Origin of the sequence: Alteraurantiacibacter aquimixticola, assembly GCF_004965515.1 — a bacterium.
Taxonomy (GTDB): Bacteria; Pseudomonadota; Alphaproteobacteria; order Sphingomonadales; family Sphingomonadaceae; genus Alteraurantiacibacter; species Alteraurantiacibacter aquimixticola.
The window spans coordinates 453,239-469,654 of the sequence record NZ_SSHH01000002.1 but is presented as its reverse complement, the minus strand read 5'-3'; the positions used below and the strand labels follow the sequence as shown (position 1 = coordinate 469,654).

10 protein-coding genes are annotated in these 16,416 nt (G+C 64.3%); 7 read left to right on the top strand and 3 right to left on the bottom strand.

The window, feature by feature from the left end; genetic code table 11:
* Positions 1-23 precede the first annotated feature (23 nt).
* The 7 genes from E5222_RS08715 (at position 24) to alaS (ending at position 11,523) form a co-directional block, all read left to right on the top strand.
* Complete coding sequence (locus E5222_RS08715; protein ID WP_136693370.1) at positions 24-2,465, top strand: hybrid sensor histidine kinase/response regulator; 2,442 nt, start codon at positions 24-26, stop codon at positions 2,463-2,465.
* 93 nt (positions 2,466-2,558) lie between these two features.
* Positions 2,559-4,049: a DUF4139 domain-containing protein gene (locus tag E5222_RS08710; protein WP_136693369.1), complete on the top strand. Its 1,491-nt coding sequence runs from the start codon at positions 2,559-2,561 to the stop codon at positions 4,047-4,049.
* 11 nt (positions 4,050-4,060) lie between these two features.
* On the top strand, positions 4,061-5,773 hold the full coding sequence (locus E5222_RS08705) for a DUF4139 domain-containing protein (RefSeq protein WP_136693368.1): 1,713 nt from the start codon (positions 4,061-4,063) through the stop codon (positions 5,771-5,773).
* Positions 5,774-5,910: 137 nt separating this feature from the next.
* The gene (gene recA, locus E5222_RS08700; RefSeq protein ID WP_136693367.1) at positions 5,911-6,975 is read left to right on the top strand and encodes a recombinase RecA; all 1,065 of its coding nucleotides are present in this window, start codon (positions 5,911-5,913) and stop codon (positions 6,973-6,975) included.
* 314 nt (positions 6,976-7,289) lie between these two features.
* Entirely contained in the window at positions 7,290-7,808 is a 519-nt protein-coding gene (locus E5222_RS08695; RefSeq protein ID WP_169053530.1) for a PEGA domain-containing protein, read from the top strand.
* Positions 7,809-7,949: 141 nt separating this feature from the next.
* Entirely contained in the window at positions 7,950-8,771 is an 822-nt protein-coding gene (locus E5222_RS08690) for a class I SAM-dependent methyltransferase (protein ID WP_169053529.1), read from the top strand.
* Between the two features lie 100 nt (positions 8,772-8,871).
* The gene (gene alaS, locus E5222_RS08685) at positions 8,872-11,523 is read left to right on the top strand and encodes an alanine--tRNA ligase (protein WP_136693364.1); all 2,652 of its coding nucleotides are present in this window, start codon (positions 8,872-8,874) and stop codon (positions 11,521-11,523) included.
* Between the two features lie 15 nt (positions 11,524-11,538).
* Here alaS and E5222_RS08680 read toward each other — a convergent pair whose 3' ends face one another.
* From E5222_RS08680 to E5222_RS08670, 3 genes are all read right to left on the bottom strand, one after another.
* Positions 11,539-13,275 (bottom strand): cation:proton antiporter domain-containing protein, encoded by a 1,737-nt coding sequence (locus E5222_RS08680; RefSeq protein WP_246021627.1) that lies wholly within the window; start codon positions 13,273-13,275, stop codon positions 11,539-11,541.
* A 106-nt stretch (positions 13,276-13,381) separates the two neighbouring features.
* Positions 13,382-14,983: a bifunctional GNAT family N-acetyltransferase/carbon-nitrogen hydrolase family protein gene (locus tag E5222_RS08675; RefSeq protein WP_136693362.1), complete on the bottom strand. Its 1,602-nt coding sequence runs from the start codon at positions 14,981-14,983 to the stop codon at positions 13,382-13,384.
* A 131-nt stretch (positions 14,984-15,114) separates the two neighbouring features.
* Positions 15,115-16,344 carry an NADP-dependent isocitrate dehydrogenase gene (locus E5222_RS08670; RefSeq protein ID WP_136693361.1) on the bottom strand — a complete coding sequence of 410 codons (1,230 nt, stop codon included), beginning with the start codon at positions 16,342-16,344 and terminating at the stop codon, positions 15,115-15,117.
* Between the last annotated feature and the right edge of the window lie 72 nt (positions 16,345-16,416).

The window sequence follows — 16,416 nt, the reverse complement described above, 5'->3', positions numbered from 1 at the left end:
GTAGCGTGGCGAGTATCGGCAGCATGGCAGAATCCCGGCGCCTGCTGGACGGGCTTGCCGTGGCCGCTGCCGTGCTGGCGAGCATTGGGCTGGTCGATTTTGCGACAGGTTCGTGGACGGTCACCCTGGCCTTCGCCAGCGGACTGACGGTGCTGGGGCTTATCGCCTTTGCCGCCGCCCGCTACCAGGCCGCGCCCGCCGAACAGGCGCAGGCCGCATCGCCGGACTGGTCGGTTACCGTTGCTGCGATCGAGCAGCCGGGACAGGCCATTGCCATTACCGACCGCGCCAACCGTCTCGTCTGCGCCAATGCCGCTTTCGAGCTGTGGTTCGGCTCCGGCCACGCCCCGCCGCGCCTGCCGGTGGACGGTGCCTCGTCCGAACTGCTCACCCGCCTTGCGCGCGGCGCCTGGCGCGATGGGAACAGCGGCGAGGTGGCGACCATCGCCGACGAGGAACGCAGCTGGACCGCCGAGGCCACCCGTGCCGGGCGCGGCGACGATTACCTCATCTGGCGCTTCGGACCGATCCTCAGGAACGAGCCGCTGGTCGCCATGACCAAGCACATCACCGGCATGTTCGGCCGCATCCTCGGCGCGGCAGGCATCTGCGTCGCGCTGGTGGGCGGCGACGGCACGATCCGCGCGGTCAATCCTGCGTTCGCCCGCCGCGCCAATGGCGACGAGGAAGCAAGCATGGCGGGGCAGGAGTTTGTCTCCCTGCTGCGATCCGACGAGCGCGAGCGCATCTTCTTTGCTCGTGAAGGAGCCAAGGGCACGCCGCAAACGCTGGTCCATGTACCGCTGAGCGATCCCGCCGAACGCGGCCCTGAAGAGCCCGTTCCGAGCGACGGGCCATCGCTGATGATGCTGCTCGATGCCGGTGTGGGCCTGGGCGGCTGGGGCGGCGAGGCGCGCGGGCAGACGCCGCAGCTGGAGGCGCTGCTCGAACAGCTCCCGCTCGGCCTTGCCATGACCGATCGCGACGGTCACTTCCTTTTCGCCAATCCCGCCTTCCGCCGCGCTGCTGGTGTCGAGGGCAAGAACCTGCCGCCTTACCCGTCCGACATCGTCATCCCGCGCGACAAGACCGCCATGTCCGATGCCGTGCGCCGCTTCGGCCAGGGCGCGGCAAACAGCGGCGACATCGCCGTGCGCCTGCGCGTGGAGCCGGACGATCCCGTCTCGCTTGGCCTTGCCGGCGTGCGCGGGCTGGGCGAGGCGGCGGTGCTTCTCAGCCTTGCCGACACGACCGAGGAAACGCGCCTCAAGCGGCAGGTGGCGCAGGCGACCAAGATGCAGGCCGTGGGCCAGCTGGCAGGCGGCGTGGCGCATGACTTCAACAATGTACTGACCGCCATCATCGGCTATTGCGACCTGATGCTGCTGCGCCATACGCCGGGCGATAGCGATTATGACGATATCCAGCAGATCAAGGCCAATTCGAACCGCGCGGCCAGCCTGACGCGGCAATTGCTCGCCTTCAGCCGCCAGCAGACATTGCAACCTGAAGTGCTGCAATTGCCGGACGTGCTCTCTGAAGTCGGCCAGCTGCTGAAACGCCTGCTTGGCGCCAAGATCACGCTCAAGGTCACGCATGACCGCAATCTGGGTGCGGTGCGCGCCGACCCGCGGCAGCTGGAACAGGTGATCATCAACCTCGCCGTCAACGCCCGCGATGCGATCCAGTCATCGGGTGGCGGGGAGACGGCCTCCGGCACGCTCAGCTTCGCGACGCGCCGGGTGGAGGCAAAGGACATCCGCCGCATGGGTTCGGAGATCATCCCGGCGGGCGATTACACTGTGCTGATTGCCGAGGATACGGGCGGTGGCATTCCCACCGAAGTGCTGGGCAATATCTTCGAACCCTTCTTCACCACCAAGGAGCAGGGTAAAGGCACCGGCCTTGGCCTTTCGACCGTCTACGGTATCGTCAAGCAGTCGGGCGGTTTCATCTTCGCCAGCAATACCAAAGGCTCGGATGGCCGCGTGAAGGGAGCGCGCTTCACCATCTACCTGCCCGTCCACACCATGACCGAAGACGACGTGGCCAAGGCCGAGGCGGAAGAGGAAGCGCGCAACTGGTCGGGAGGCGGCCGCGTGCTGCTGGTGGAGGACGAGGACATGGTTCGCGCCGTTGCCGAACGTGCGCTGACGCGGCAGGGCTATGACGTGGTCACCGCCAGCGACGGTGATGAGGGATTGGAGCTGGTCAAAGCAGGCGAGGAGTTCGATCTCGTCGTCTCCGACGTGGTCATGCCCAGCATGGACGGCCCCGCCATGGCGCGCGAAATCCGCAAGCTGCAGCCGCGCCTGCCGATCCTGTTCATGTCCGGCTATGCCGAGGAGCAGTTGCGCAACGAGATCGATATCGAGGCGATGCATTTCATCGCCAAGCCTTTCAGCGTTCAGCAGATTGCCGACAAGGCGGCGGGCGTGCTCTCGGGCAAGGGGCAGGGACGCTAACTGCGCCCGTTCAGCCGCGATAAAGGGCGGCGTGTGACATTGTCACGTGTTGAGGTGGTCCAGGAGGATCGCCGCCAGGGGGAGTCCATCACGATGAAACCGCACCGCTTCGCACTCGCTGCCCTTCTTGCCGCCACGGCGCTCGGTTCAGCCACCACTCTCGCGCAATCCGACCCGACGGGCGAAGGCACGGCGCAGGGCGACCTCTCGGTCACGATCTACAATAACGGCCAGTCGCTGGTGCAGGATATCCGCAGGCTCGATATCGCCCGGGGCCGCTCCACCATCAGCTTCCCTGACGTGTCGGCGATGATCCGTCCCGAAACGCTGAGCTTTAACGCTGCTAACACCACGATCGTCGAACAGAATTTCGACTTCGACCTGCTGACCCCGCAAAAGCTGATGGAAAAGGCGGTGGGGCAGGAAGTCACGCTGATCCGCACCAATCCCGCCACCGGGGCCGAGACCATGGAGCGCGCCGAGGTGCTCTCCACCGTCGGCGGCGTGGTGGTACGCATCGACGGGCGGATCGAGGTTCTGCGTGATGACGGCCTGCCGGTCCGCGTGATCTTCGACCGTGTGCCACCGAACCTGCGCGCGCGCCCCACGCTCTCGGTCTCGCTGGAGAGCAGCCGCGGCGGCACCCGCGACGCGTCGATCCGCTATCTCACCCCCGGCCTCGGCTGGTCGTCCGACTATGTCGCGCTGTTCGATGAGCGGAACAACACGGTGGACATGCAGGGCTGGGTCACGCTGACCAACACCACCGGCACCACCTTCACGCAGGCGGACACGCTGCTGGTCGCGGGCAATGTCAGTGGCGGCGGTCGTGGCCGGCCGCGCACCGACCTGATCGAGCCGGGCACCGAGACCGCCGAACGCGAGCGGCTGGGCGACTACTACCTTTACCCGATCGAGGGCCGTACCACGATCGCCAACAACCAGACCAAGCAGGTCAGCTTCCTCGATGTCCAAGGCGTTCCCGCTCAGCGCGTCTATTCGATCGGCTCCAGCTGGCTGCAGAGCGACCGCGCGCCGCGCAATGCGTCGAGCGCGATCAGCTTCTCCTCCAGCCGCGAGGGCGGCCTCGGCGATGCGCTGCCTGCCGGGGTGGTGCGCTTCTACCAGCGCGATTCCGAAGGCAATCCGCAATTCATTGGCGAGAACTCCATCGGTCACACGCCCATGGGCAGCGTGCTGTCCTTGCGCACTGGCGACGCTTTCGACGTCTTCATGCAGGCTGAGGTCGAAAGCCGCGACGTCATCACCGCTGCCGAATACCGCAATGCCTATCGCTATCGCGTGATCGAGGATGGCGAAGTGACGCGCGAAGTCGATGTGCAGCGCTCGGTCGACTATTACCGCACGACAATGCGCTACACCTTCACCAACGCCAAGCCTGAGCCGGTGGTGGTGGAACTTACCCAAGGTGGGCTCGACCGGGGCTGGTGGGCGCGCGACTTCCAGATCACCAGCGAGGATGTCGAGGGCGAGCAGCTCAATGCCGGCAACCGCCTCTACCGCGTGACCGTGCCCGCCAATGGCGAGCGCGTGGTGCGGGTCACCTACCAGACGAAGTATTGAGGGGCGGGCGAATGACCCGGCTCCTTCGCCATTGCGAGGGGCATGGCCCCGAGGCAATCCAGGGCGTCGCGCGATCGGCCCTGGATCGCGTCGCAGCGCTCGCGATGACGAGTCTCGCATCGCTGGCCTTGCTCTCCTCCAACGCCGCCGCGCAGGACCGCGCTGTGGTCGAGGCTACCGCGCCCACCGACCTCGCCGTAACCGTCTATCGCGATCCCAACCGCCGCCTCGGACAGGAAATGCGGCGCGACTGGCCCAGTGGTTTCGCGATGATCAGCGAAACGCGCCAGGTCACTCTCCCGCCGGGCGAATCGACCATCCGCTTCACCGGCGTGGCGGAAGGCATGGTGGCGGTCTCCGCCATCGTCACCGGCCTTCCCGGCGGCACGATCGAGAAGAACCGCAATGCAGACCTGCTCAGCCCCGCTGCGCTGGTGGACGGGACACTGGGCAATCGCGTGCGCGTCACCCGCACCAATCCCGGCACCGGGGCCGAGGAGACCAGCAGCGCCATCATTCGCACCCGCGCCGATGGCGGACTGGTGCTGCAGACCAACGAGGGCTTCGAGGCGGTGCGCTGTTCGGGCATCCCAGAGCGGCTGACTTTCGATTCCGTGCCCGCGGGCCTTTCCGCGCAACCGGTTTTCTCCATCGACACACGCGACGCTTCGGGCGGCACTTACGAGATCACGCTGACCTATCTTGCCTGGGGCTTCGACTGGCAGGCCAACTATGTCGCCACCCTGCATGAAGGCGGCAGCAGCGACGACCTGCGCTTCAGCCTGATGAGCTGGCTCACCATCCTCAATGACAATGGCCAGAGCTTCGAAGATGCCGATCTGATGGCGGTGGCGGGAACGCTCAATGTCGAAAGCGATTTCGAAGGCCTTTCCGATCCCCCGCAGGCCCGGCCTCTGCGGCTTACCTGCTATCCGCTGGGCAGCACGGCTGCGGGATCGCCTTATCGCCGAGGTGGTGCCCCGATGCCGCCGCCGATGGCGCAGATGGCCATGGCGCCCATGATGCGCCGCGAATCCTACGCGGACGAGGTGAGCGACATGGTGGTTGTCACCGGATCGCGCATCATGGCGAGCGAGGAGGCGCTTGGCGATCTCAAGCTCTATCGCATTCCCCTGCCGGTGGACGTCAACGGGCAAGGGCTGAAGCAGGTCGCCTTCCTTGACCAGGGCGAGGTGGAGGGACGCTTCCTCTATTCCTCCGTCTGCACGCCGTGGCGCCGGTTTGACGGTGACGGCAGTCCCGACACTTTCGATGCAACCTCGCTCTTCCTCGTCACCAGGAACGATGACGAACACGGCCTCGGTATGGCGTTGCCCATGGGCCGGGCCATCCTGTTTGAGCGCGGGTCGCGCGGCGAACTCCCGGTCGGTGAGCTTGAATTGCGCGACTATGCCGAGGGACAGGATGTCGAATTGCTCGTGGGCGCAAGCGATCAGGTCATGTCCGAATGCGCGCGCGTGGGCGCTGCAGGGCCCGAGGACAATGACCGCAAGTGGACCGCGATGCGCGTGTCGCTCTCCAACGCCAATCCGCATCCGGTGACGGTCCGCCTCGACCTTGGCGAATCGGGGCAATGGAACGTGCGCTTTCCCGGTCAGCGGACCTTTGTGAAGGACGGCCTGATTCGCACCGAAGTCACCGTTCCCGCGAACAGTAGCCGCAGTTTCGACTGGTCGCTGCGTTACGCTCTCGCCCGGGATTAGCGTGCTTTTCGCCCCCGGCGGCATGGGCTTGTAGGAAAAATTTTCGTTCCACTCTTGTTCTTGCGGAACAAAATGCGTACACAGTGTTCCAGTTGATGAATTCAACACAACTGTTGGAACGTGTGGAGGCCCGTGTCATGGCTGCAAGTCTGAAATTGGTAGACAAGGAATCGAACGTGGACCGTCAGAAGGCTCTCGATGCAGCTCTTGCGCAGATCGATCGCGCATTCGGCAAGGGCTCAGCCATGAAGCTGGGACAGAAGGAAGCGATGAATGTGGAGGCGATCTCCACCGGCTCGCTTGGCCTCGATATCGCACTCGGCGTGGGCGGCTTGCCCAAGGGCCGCGTGATCGAAGTCTATGGGCCGGAAAGCTCGGGCAAGACCACGCTGGCGCTGCATGTTCTGGCAGAAGCGCAGAAGGGTGGCGGCACCGTGGCCTTCGTCGATGCCGAACATGCGCTGGACCCGGTCTATGCCAAGAAGCTGGGCGTCGATATTGACGAACTGATCGTCTCGCAGCCCGATACCGGTGAGCAGGCGCTCGAAATCGTCGACACGCTGGTCCGTTCCAACGCGATTGACGTGCTGGTGGTCGACTCGGTCGCCGCGCTGGTTCCGCGGGCGGAGATCGAAGGCGAGATGGGTGACAGCCATGTCGGCCTGCAGGCCCGCCTGATGAGCCAGAGCCTGCGCAAGCTGACCGGTTCGATCAACCGTTCCAAGTGCATGGTGATCTTCATCAACCAGCTGCGCATGAAGATCGGCGTGATGTACGGTAATCCGGAAACCACGACGGGCGGTAATGCGCTCAAGTTCTACGCTTCGGTCCGTCTCGACATCCGCCGCACCGGCCAGATCAAGGATCGTGACGAGGTGATCGGCAACGCCACCCGCGTGAAGGTCGTGAAGAACAAGGTCGCCCCGCCGTTCAAGCAGGTCGAATTCGACATCATGTATGGTGAGGGTATTTCGAAGATCGGCGAGATCCTCGACCTTGGTGTGAAGGCCGGCATCGTGGAGAAGTCGGGCAGTTGGTTCAGTTATGACAGCATCCGCATCGGCCAGGGCCGTGAGAACGCCAAGACCTACCTCAAGGAAAACCCCGAGATTTGCAGCCAGTTGGAAGCCGCCATTCGCGGTAAGACCGACGAGGTTGCCGAAGAGATGATGACCGGCCCGGACGCGGAAGCCGAGGACTGATCTCTTCAAGAAGCGCTCAAGCCGCCCCCAATGACGACCGGGGCGGTGCGCTTGCGAAACCGGAGCCGGCGCGGCTGCCCTTTCCCCGGGGGTGAAGCGCCGGCTTCTTTCTTTGCGCGATCGGCAGTCGTTCCCTTGGCCTTGTGTTTGCGGTGCGCGCGGGGACCGGCACCCGATGCAGTTTCCCCGCTTTGGAAGCCAATTTCCTCGAATATGGTGGTTTCTTACGCTTTTACTTGCTTCGCTGACCGTTTGACTTAGCAATAGCGCCCACGCCGTGGATCATGAACGGCGATCTTGAAATGGGGGAATCGATGCAATTAAAGAACGCCGCCCTTCTGGGCGTTGCCGCGTGGGCGCTTGCCGGTTGCGCCACCGTAATCAATGGCACCAACCAGGAATACCAGGTCAACAGCACGCCCGAAGGCGCGACAGTGTCTTTCACCAGCGGTGACACCTGCGTGACGCCCTGTGAAATCGAACTGCGCCGCAAGGACGACCAGCGTGTCGACATCTCGCTCGATGGTTATCGGTCGGAATATGTCCTGGTCCAGTCGCGCCTGGGTGGCTCCACTTTCGGCAATGCCATTCTGGGTGGCGGCATCGGCGCCGTGGTCGATGGCACCAACGGTGCCTCCAATCGCCTTTATCCGCGTCCGCTGAACATCCAGCTGGTCGAAGAAGGATCGGACGAGGAAGCGGTGCTTCTGGACGAGGAGGGGGAAGTGCGCAGCACTGTTGATGCCCACAATGGCGAAGTGCGCGACGATGTGGCCAAGACGATCGGTGTCGACCTCGCTGGCCTCAGCGCTGGGGAAGAGGCTGCGGACTAACCGGTCAATTGCTCAAACCTGCTCGCGTTTGTGACACGAGAAGGCTTCGGCAGCTGACGTTTGGTCTCGCTGGATAGATAAACGGGGTTGCACTTCCGGTGCAGCCCCGCTTTTCATATGACAGGAAGGAGGGCCGTACCGATGGACAAGAGCCAATGGCAGGGCGTGCAGGGCGAAACCTGGGCTTCCGAATGGAGGCGGACCGACCGCAGCTTTACCGCGGTGACCGAGAAGCTGCTGGAACTTACGCGCGGTTACGCCTTCGAACAGGTACTCGATATCGGTTGCGGCGCGGGCGAGCTCTCGCTTGCCATCGCGCGCGGCCGGCCGGGTGCCAGAGTGATGGGCGTCGATGTCTCGCCTGCCCTGATCGAGGCGGCGAAGGAGCGGGGAAGCCGCCGAACCAATGCCTCTTTCGAACTCGCCGATGCCGCCGAATGGACGGCGCCGGAGGGTTTTGCGCCAGAATTGCTCGTCTCGCGCCACGGCGTGATGTTCTTCGACGATCCCCCGTCCGCCTTTGCCAATCTCGCGCGTAACGCGGCGGACAATGCCAACCTGCTCTTCTCCTGCTTCCGCACGCCTGCTGAAAATCCCTTTTTCACCAAGGTGGTCAGCCTGCTGCCGCAGCCGCCGGCCCCGCCGTCGCCCGGGTCGCCCGGCCCCTTTGCCTTTGCCGACCGGGAGCGGATGGCATCGATCCTGACCGATGGCAGGTGGACCAATATCGACATCGCTCCCTTCGACTTCGCCATGGTCGTGGGCGCGGGAGAGGATCCGGTGGCCGATGCGGTAACCTATTTCGCCACCATCGGCCCCGCTGCCATGGCCGCGCGTGAAATGTCGGAGGCCGACCGCCAGGCATTCTTCGAACGTGTGCGGCGGCTGGCAGTGAACCACTATGTCGATGGCGTGGTGTGGTTGCCCGCAGCGGGCTGGATCGTCACCGCAAACAAGGCGTGACCGGCCTTTGCATCCGGCCGCGCCCTTCCGCATGGCGGGCGATCACACACATCGGCTTAATCCGCTTGTCCCGCGCGGCGTGAGCAACTAACTGGCAGCCATGCAGTCGACCAACGATATCCGCCGCGCTTTCCTCGATTTCTTTGCGGCCAATGACCACCTGGTGGCGCCCTCTGCGCCGCTGGTGCCCTACAACGATCCCTCGCTGATGTTCGTCAACGCTGGGATGGTGCCGTTCAAGAACGTCTTCACCGGCCTTGAAACACCGCCCGCGCCGCGCGCGGTCAGCAGCCAGAAGTGTGTGCGGGCAGGCGGCAAGCACAACGATCTCGACAATGTCGGCTATACCGCGCGCCACCTGACGCTGTTCGAAATGCTCGGCAATTTCAGCTTTGGCGACTATTTCAAGGAACGCGCGATCGAGCTCGCCTGGAATATGGTCACCAAGGAGCTGGGCCTCGACAAGGACCGGCTGCTCGTCACCGTCTATCACACGGATGACGAGGCGGCCGGCTTCTGGAGCAAGATCGCCGGGCTTCCCGATGACCGCATCATGCGCATTGCCACCAAGGACAATTTCTGGGCCATGGGCTCGGACGGTCCCTGCGGTCCCTGCTCGGAAATCTTCTGGGATCATGGCCCGGAAATCGCCGGCGGCCCTCCCGGATCGGCCGACGAGGATGGCGACCGTTTCGTGGAGATCTGGAACCTGGTCTTCATGCAGCATGTGCAGGAAGCTGACCGGATTACCGGCGATTTGCCGCGCCCCAGCATCGATACCGGCATGGGCCTGGAGCGCATCGCCACCGTTATGCAGGGCGTGCACAATGTGTTCGAAACCGATACTTTCCGCGCGCTGATCGATGCGAGCGAGGACCTGTCGGGTGCAAAGGCGGAGGGCGAGGGGCTCGCCGGCCACCGCGTGATCGCCGATCATCTGCGCTCGACCAGCTTCCTCATTGCCGATGGCGTACTGCCGTCGAACGAAGGGCGCGGTTATGTGCTGCGCCGGATCATGCGCCGCGCCATGCGTCATGCGCATTTGCTGGGCGCGGACAAGCCGCTGATGCACCGCCTCGTCCCCGCGCTGGTGGAGGAGATGGGCCATGCCTATCCCGAACTGCCGCGCGCCGACGCGCTGATCACCGAAGTGCTCGAGCGTGAGGAAACGCGCTTCCGCCAGACGCTCGACAAGGGCCTGCGCCTGCTGGACGAGGAAACCTCGGACATGGGCGAGGGTGACAGCCTGCCGGGCGAAACCGCCTTCAAGCTCTACGACACTTACGGCTTCCCCTACGATCTGACCGAGGACGCTTTGCGCGCCCGCGGCATCGGCGTGGACAAGGACGGCTTCGATGCCGCCATGGCGCAGCAGAAGGCCGCCGCACGCGCCGCGTGGAAGGGCTCCGGCGCATCGGCCGATGGCGAGCTGTGGTTCGACATTGCCGAGCGCGAAGGCGCGAGCGAGTTTACCGGCTATGCCGCGACCGAAGGCGAGGGCCGCGTGGTCGCGCTGGTGGTCGACGGCAAGGAAGTCTCGCGCGCGGAATCCGGGCAGGAAGTGATCCTGATCACCAACCAGACGCCCTTCTACGGCGAAAGCGGCGGCCAGACCGGCGACAACGGACGCATCACCGGCGATCGCAGGCTGGAAATGAAGGTGACCGACACCTCCAAGCCGCTCGGCCGCCTGCATGCGCATCACGGCAAGATCACCGGCGGCTCGGTCGAAGTGGGCGATACGGTCCACCTTGCTATCGATGCCGAACGCCGCGATCGCATTCGCGCCAACCACTCGGCCACGCATTTGCTGCATGCGGCGCTGCGCAACCGTCTGGGCGACCATGTCACGCAGAAGGGCTCGCTGGTCGCGGATGACCGCCTGCGCTTCGACTTCTCGCATCCCAAGCCTTTGGCGGAAGACGAGATCGAGGATATCGAGGCCGATGTGAACGCGGAAATCCGTTTCAACGAGCAGGTTTCCACCCGCCTGATGAGCCCCGACGATGCGATCGAGGCGGGCGCGATGGCGCTGTTCGGCGAAAAATACGGCGAGGAAGTGCGCGTCCTTTCCATGGGCCGCGCGGGCGAAACCGGCCGCAACTTCTCGGTCGAACTGTGCGGCGGCACCCATGTGAAGGCGACGGGCGATATCGGCCTGTTCCGCATCGTGTCCGAAAGCGCTGTGTCCTCAGGCGTGCGCCGGATCGAGGCGCTGACGGGGGAGGCTGCGCGCCAATGGCTCGTGGGCCGCGAGGAGGCGCTGAAATCGGTCGCTGCCACGCTTAAGACCGCGCCCGACGAAGTGCTCGAACGTGTCGCGGCGCTGGTCGATGAACGCAAGATGCTCGAACGCGAGCTGGCCGAGGCCAAGAAGCAGCTTGCCCTTGGCGGCGGTGGCGGTGCTGCCACGCCCGCGGACGAAGACGTGGGCGGGGTGAAATTCTCCGGGCAGGTCCTCCACGGCATGAACCCCAAGGAACTGCGCGGCCTGCTCGATGAGGCGAAAAGCCGCATGGGCTCCGGCGTCGCGGCCATCTGCGCGGTGAATGACGGCAAGGCCGCCTTCGCAGTCGCGGTGACCGACGACTTGACCGATCGAATCAGCGCGGTCGACCTCGTGAAGGCGGGCGTCGAGGCTCTAGGCGGCAAGGGCGGGGGCGGCCGGCCGGACATGGCGCAGGGCGGCGGGCCGGATGGCGACAAGGCGGACGATGCGCTGGCTGCCGTGCGGAGCCTACTTGCAGCCTGAGGATCGAGGAGGGGCCTAGCCCTCGAGGCTGCTGGTGCGCAGCTTCGGCTTGTGCTCCAGCTGGGCCTCGTGCTGGATCAGCTCGCGGAATTCGTCGCGCTTTTCGTGGATGCTGGCGATGACCGGCCCCATGGCGACGCCCAGTTCGACCAGCACCGCTTCGGACAATTGCAGCGAGCTTTCCAGCGTTTCGGGCACCGCGACGGTCGCCCCGCTCTTGTAGAGCTCGGTTGCATGGACCGAATCGCGCGCGCGGGCGATGATCGGCAGGTCGGGATGCGCGGTGCGTAGCTTGCGAACCAGCTGCTGGGCCAGCACGTGTTCGTCCATGGTCAGGATCACTGCCGGGCAGTTCTCCATCCCCAGCTTGTCGAGGATGTCGCCGCGCGCGGCATTGCCGAAGATCGCCGGATAGCCCTCGCGCCGGGCGAGGTCGATCATGTCGGAATCGGAATCGACCGCGACATAGGGCTGGTCGTGCTTTTCCAGCATCTGCGCGACCAGTCGGCCTACGCGGCCCAGGCCGATCACGATGACGCGCGGTTTCCCGTCCTTCACCTGCTCCGTATCGAGCGCAGGCGCCGAATCGACGCGCTTCCCCACATGCTTGCCCAGCATGGCGAGCAGTGGTGTGATGGTAAGGCCGATGGCGGTGACGATCTGCCAGAATTGCGCAGTGCCTGGCTGGATCAGCATGGCCTGCGTCGCCGCGGCCATTACGATGAGCGTGGTCTCCGAGGGGCTGGCCATCAAGATGCCGGTCTCGGTCGCCGTGCCGCGCCGCGCGCCCATCAGGCGCAGCAGCACACCGGTTACCACGGCCTTCAGCACCAGCACGCCGACCACTGCGATAAGGATGGTGCCGAGATTGGCCCAGATCACCGTCAGGTCGATCCCCATGCCCACGGTGATGAGGAAGATACCCAGCGCCAAGCCCTTGAAGGGTTCGATAATGCCTTCGACCTCGGTGTGATACTCGGTTTCGGCAATCAGCAGGCCGGCGATCAGGGCGCCGACGATGGGGGAGAGACCGACCAGCGCGGTGGCAAGGCTGGCGCCGATCACCACCAGCAGGCTGGCGGCAAGGAACAGTTCCGGGCTCTTGGCGCGGGCGGCGAGGGCGAAGAGGTGGGGGAGGGCGAAGCGGCCCGCGATCATCATCACCGCCACCACCAGCGCGCCCTGCCACAGGGTCGTCAGCAGGCTCGCGCCTTCCTCTGCCGCGGCATAGGGGGCGAGCGCGCCGAGGAGGAAGATGATCGGCACGATCATGATATCCTCGAACAGCAGCATGGACAGCGCCGCGCGGCCCACCGGCGTCTTGGTGCCCGCGATCGGCAGCACCAGCGCGGTGGAGGAGAAGGCGAGGGCAAGGCCAAGGCCCAGCGCGCCGGTCCAGTACTGCCCCATCATCGACAGGAAGGCGGCGAGCAGCGATCCGATGATCAGCAGCTCCAGCGCGCCCAGGCCGAAGACCAGGCGGCGCAATTCCCACAGGCGGTTGAAGCTCAGCTCCAGCCCGATGGTGAACAGCAGCAGGATGATGCCGAATTCAGCGAAGGGGTCGAGCCGCTCGGGATCGGTGATGGTGACATAGGTCAGCCATTCGACCTCATAGACCATGCGGCCAAGGCCATAGGGGCCGACCAGCAGGCCGACGAGGATGAAACCGATGATCGGCGTGATGCGGAACCGCGCGAACAGCGGGATGACGATCCCCGCTGCTCCAAGAATCACCAGTGCATCAGACATGATCGGGGAAATATGGCCGCCGTGCATGGCTCCCCTATGTCAGACGAAACGGGGGCGCTGCAATGCGCAAATGGAAGCGGTGCACGGTTGTGCCGCGCCCTATCGCCTATCCCCCACCAGGGCCGTGCCCGCGTGCCGGGACCGGGCCACCGGGCTCGCGGCTGCTGCCCGCAGCGTCCTCGTCCCATTCGATCCGGTAGAGGTCGAAGCGGCGGTCGGCGAGATTGCGCACCGTTCCTTCCGCGCGCGCCCAGCTGAGATCCGCGAGGTTCACGTCGCTGATCGTCAGCGTCTCGACATTCTCGGTCGCTTCGGCGGCGATGCCGTCACGCGCGAACGGGAAGTCGCAGGGGGTCAGGATGCAGCTTTGCGCATACTGGATGTCCATATTCGCGACGTTGGGCAGATTGCCGACATTGCCGCTCATCACCACGAAACACTGGTTCTCGATCGCGCGCGCGGCCGAGCAATAGCGCACGCGCATATAGCCCTGCCGGCTGTCGGTGCAGAAGGGCACGAAGATGATCCTTGCGCCTTCGTCCACCAGCCTGCGTGAGAGCTCGGGGAACTCGCTGTCGTAGCAGATCTGCACCCCGATCGGGCCGCAATCGGTCTGGATCACGTCGATCGAATCGCCGCCCTTGATGTTCCACCAATAGGCTTCGTTGGGCGTCGGGTGGATCTTCTCCTGCTCGTGGATCGAGCCGTCGCGCAGGCAGACATAGGCGACATTGTGGATGTCGCCGTCATCCATGCGCGTGGGATGCGACCCGCCGATGATGTTGATGTTGAACTTCAGCGCCATATCGGACAGCGCATCGCGAATGCGCGGCGTGTACTCGCTGAGCTTCTCGATCGATTCGATGGGCGTGAGTTCCTTCTCCTCCGCGCTCAGCAGCATGAGCGTGAAGAGTTCCGGAAACAGGATGAAGTCGGACCCGTAATCGCTTGCGATATCGACGAAATAGCGGACCTGGCCGATGAATTCGTCGAAGTCCTTCACCGCGCGTGCCTGCAGCTGGCAGGTGGCTATCCGCACGCTTTCCACACCGCGCGGCACGCGGCGCCGCTCATCCTCCTCCTGGTCGACGAAGGGATTGTGCCATACCATGTGCACGGCATTCCCGCGGCTGGCGGTATCGTCCGGCAGGTAATCGTGCAGGATGCCGACAGGCTCGAAACCATTGGCCAGCTGGAAGCGGATTACCGGGTCATGCAGCTTTCCGGCAACGACCTGGTCGACATAATCCTGTGCGTTCTCGACCTTGCGCCAGTGACGCTTGAGGTTGGGCATGCGCCCGGCGAAGACGATGCCTTTCAGCTCCTGCTGCTCGGCAAGGAAGCGCCGTTCCTCATAGAGGCGGCGCCCGATCCGGGTTCCCCGAACCTTGGGATCGACGCACATCTCGTAACCGTAGAGCCAGTTTCCCGTGGGATCGTGGCGGCTGCCATAGCCATTGCCGGTGATCTCCGCCCAATTGTGCGGCGACAGCGCCTTGTCCCCGCTCAGGCGCATGGTGGCGCAATATCCCACCAGCTGATCATCGAGGATCGCGATGAAACAGCCTTCGGGGTAATTGTTCAACTGGCCCACCAGCTTGCGCCGGGGGTAGGGTGCGAAATCCTGATAGACCCGGCCCACCAGCTTCTCGATCGCAGGGATATCGGCGGGGACTGCCTGGCGGATTTCGAGGCGTGCCTTGGTCATGGGGAGTGCTGCCCTTGTCTGTCTGCCTTGCGCATTAAAGCAAGCGGCGCGGCAATGCAGCAGCTTCTTCCTGAAAAGCTGCGCATTACCACGCCGTCATGCGATTTGTTTGGTCAAATGGCGTGTGGCGATCAGCCGAGGCCCTGCGCCGCCATTTCCTTTTCCAGGCCTTCGACGATGGCTTCGAAGAACTGCTCGGTGGTCATCCAGCTCTGGTCAGGGCCGATCAGCAGGGCGAGGTCCTTGGTCATCTTGCCGCTTTCCACGCATTCGATGCAGACCCGCTCCAGCGTCTCGCCGAAGGCGACGACGTCAGGCGTGTTGTCGAACCGGCCGCGATAGATGAGGCCGCGCGTCCAGGCGAAAATGCTGGCGATCGGGTTGGTCGAAGTGGCCTTGCCCTGCTGGTGCTGGCGATAGTGGCGGGTGACGGTGCCGTGCGCGGCTTCGGCTTCCACGGTCTTGCCATCGGGCGTCATCAGCACGGAGGTCATCAGGCCGAGCGAGCCGAAACCCTGCGCCACGACGTCCGACTGCACGTCGCCGTCATAGTTCTTGCAGGCCCAGACGAACTTGCCGTTCCACTTGAGCGCGGCGGCAACCATGTCGTCGATCAGGCGGTGTTCGTAGGTGATGCCGGCTTCTTCGAACTTCTTGTCGAAGCCCTCGGTATCGAAGACCTCCTGGAACAGGTCCTTGAAGCGACCATCGTACTTTTTCATGATGGTGTTCTTGGTCGACAGGTATACCGGCCACTTGCGGTCGAGGCCGTAGTTGAAGCTGGCGCGCGCGAAATCGCGGATCGATTCGTCGTGGTTGTACATCGTCATCGCGACGCCGGGCTGGTCGAAGGTGTGAACCTCCAGGTCGATATTCTTGCCGTCCTCACCCTCGAACACCATGCGCAGCTTGCCCGCGCCGGGGATCAGCGTGTCGGTGGCGCGATACTGGTCGCCAAAGGCATGGCGGCCAACCACGATGGGATCGGTCCAGCCGGGCACCAGGCGCGGCACGTTGTCGATCACGATCGGCTCGCGGAAGATCGTGCCGCCCAGGATGTTGCGGATCGTGCCATTGGGGCTGCGCCACATCTGCTTGAGGTTGAATTCCTCCACGCGCGCCTCGTCCGGGGTGATGGTGGCGCACTTCACGCCCACGCCATACTGCTTGATCGCGTTGGCGGCATCGATGGTGATCTGGTCGTCGGTCTCGTCGCGCTTTTCGACCGAGAGGTCGTAATATTTCAGGTCGACATCGAGATAGGGCAGGATCAGCCGTTCGCGGATCCACTGCCAGATGATCTTCGTCATCTCGTCGCCATCGATTTCGACGATCGGGTTCTTGACCTGAATTTTTGCCATGGAGGTTCCTGTCTCTTGAGAAATCCGAAGGGAATTTGCGCGCGTCTTAGCAGCGACTCGCGCGGGCGCAAG

Coding starts and splice junctions, on each gene's coding strand:
- recA (WP_136693367.1), top strand. CDS start 5,911: ATGGCTGCAAGTCTGAAATTGGTAGACAAGGAATCGAACGTGGACCGT.
- E5222_RS08715 (WP_136693370.1), top strand. CDS start 24: ATGGCAGAATCCCGGCGCCTGCTGGACGGGCTTGCCGTGGCCGCTGCC.
- E5222_RS08710 (WP_136693369.1), top strand. CDS start 2,559: ATGAAACCGCACCGCTTCGCACTCGCTGCCCTTCTTGCCGCCACGGCG.
- E5222_RS08670 (WP_136693361.1), bottom strand. CDS start 16,344: ATGGCAAAAATTCAGGTCAAGAACCCGATCGTCGAAATCGATGGCGAC.
- alaS (WP_136693364.1), top strand. CDS start 8,872: ATGCAGTCGACCAACGATATCCGCCGCGCTTTCCTCGATTTCTTTGCG.
- E5222_RS08690 (WP_169053529.1), top strand. CDS start 7,950: ATGGACAAGAGCCAATGGCAGGGCGTGCAGGGCGAAACCTGGGCTTCC.
- E5222_RS08675 (WP_136693362.1), bottom strand. CDS start 14,983: ATGACCAAGGCACGCCTCGAAATCCGCCAGGCAGTCCCCGCCGATATC.
- E5222_RS08695 (WP_169053530.1), top strand. CDS start 7,290: ATGCAATTAAAGAACGCCGCCCTTCTGGGCGTTGCCGCGTGGGCGCTT.
- E5222_RS08680 (WP_246021627.1), bottom strand. CDS start 13,275: ATGTCTGATGCACTGGTGATTCTTGGAGCAGCGGGGATCGTCATCCCG.
- E5222_RS08705 (WP_136693368.1), top strand. CDS start 4,061: ATGACCCGGCTCCTTCGCCATTGCGAGGGGCATGGCCCCGAGGCAATC.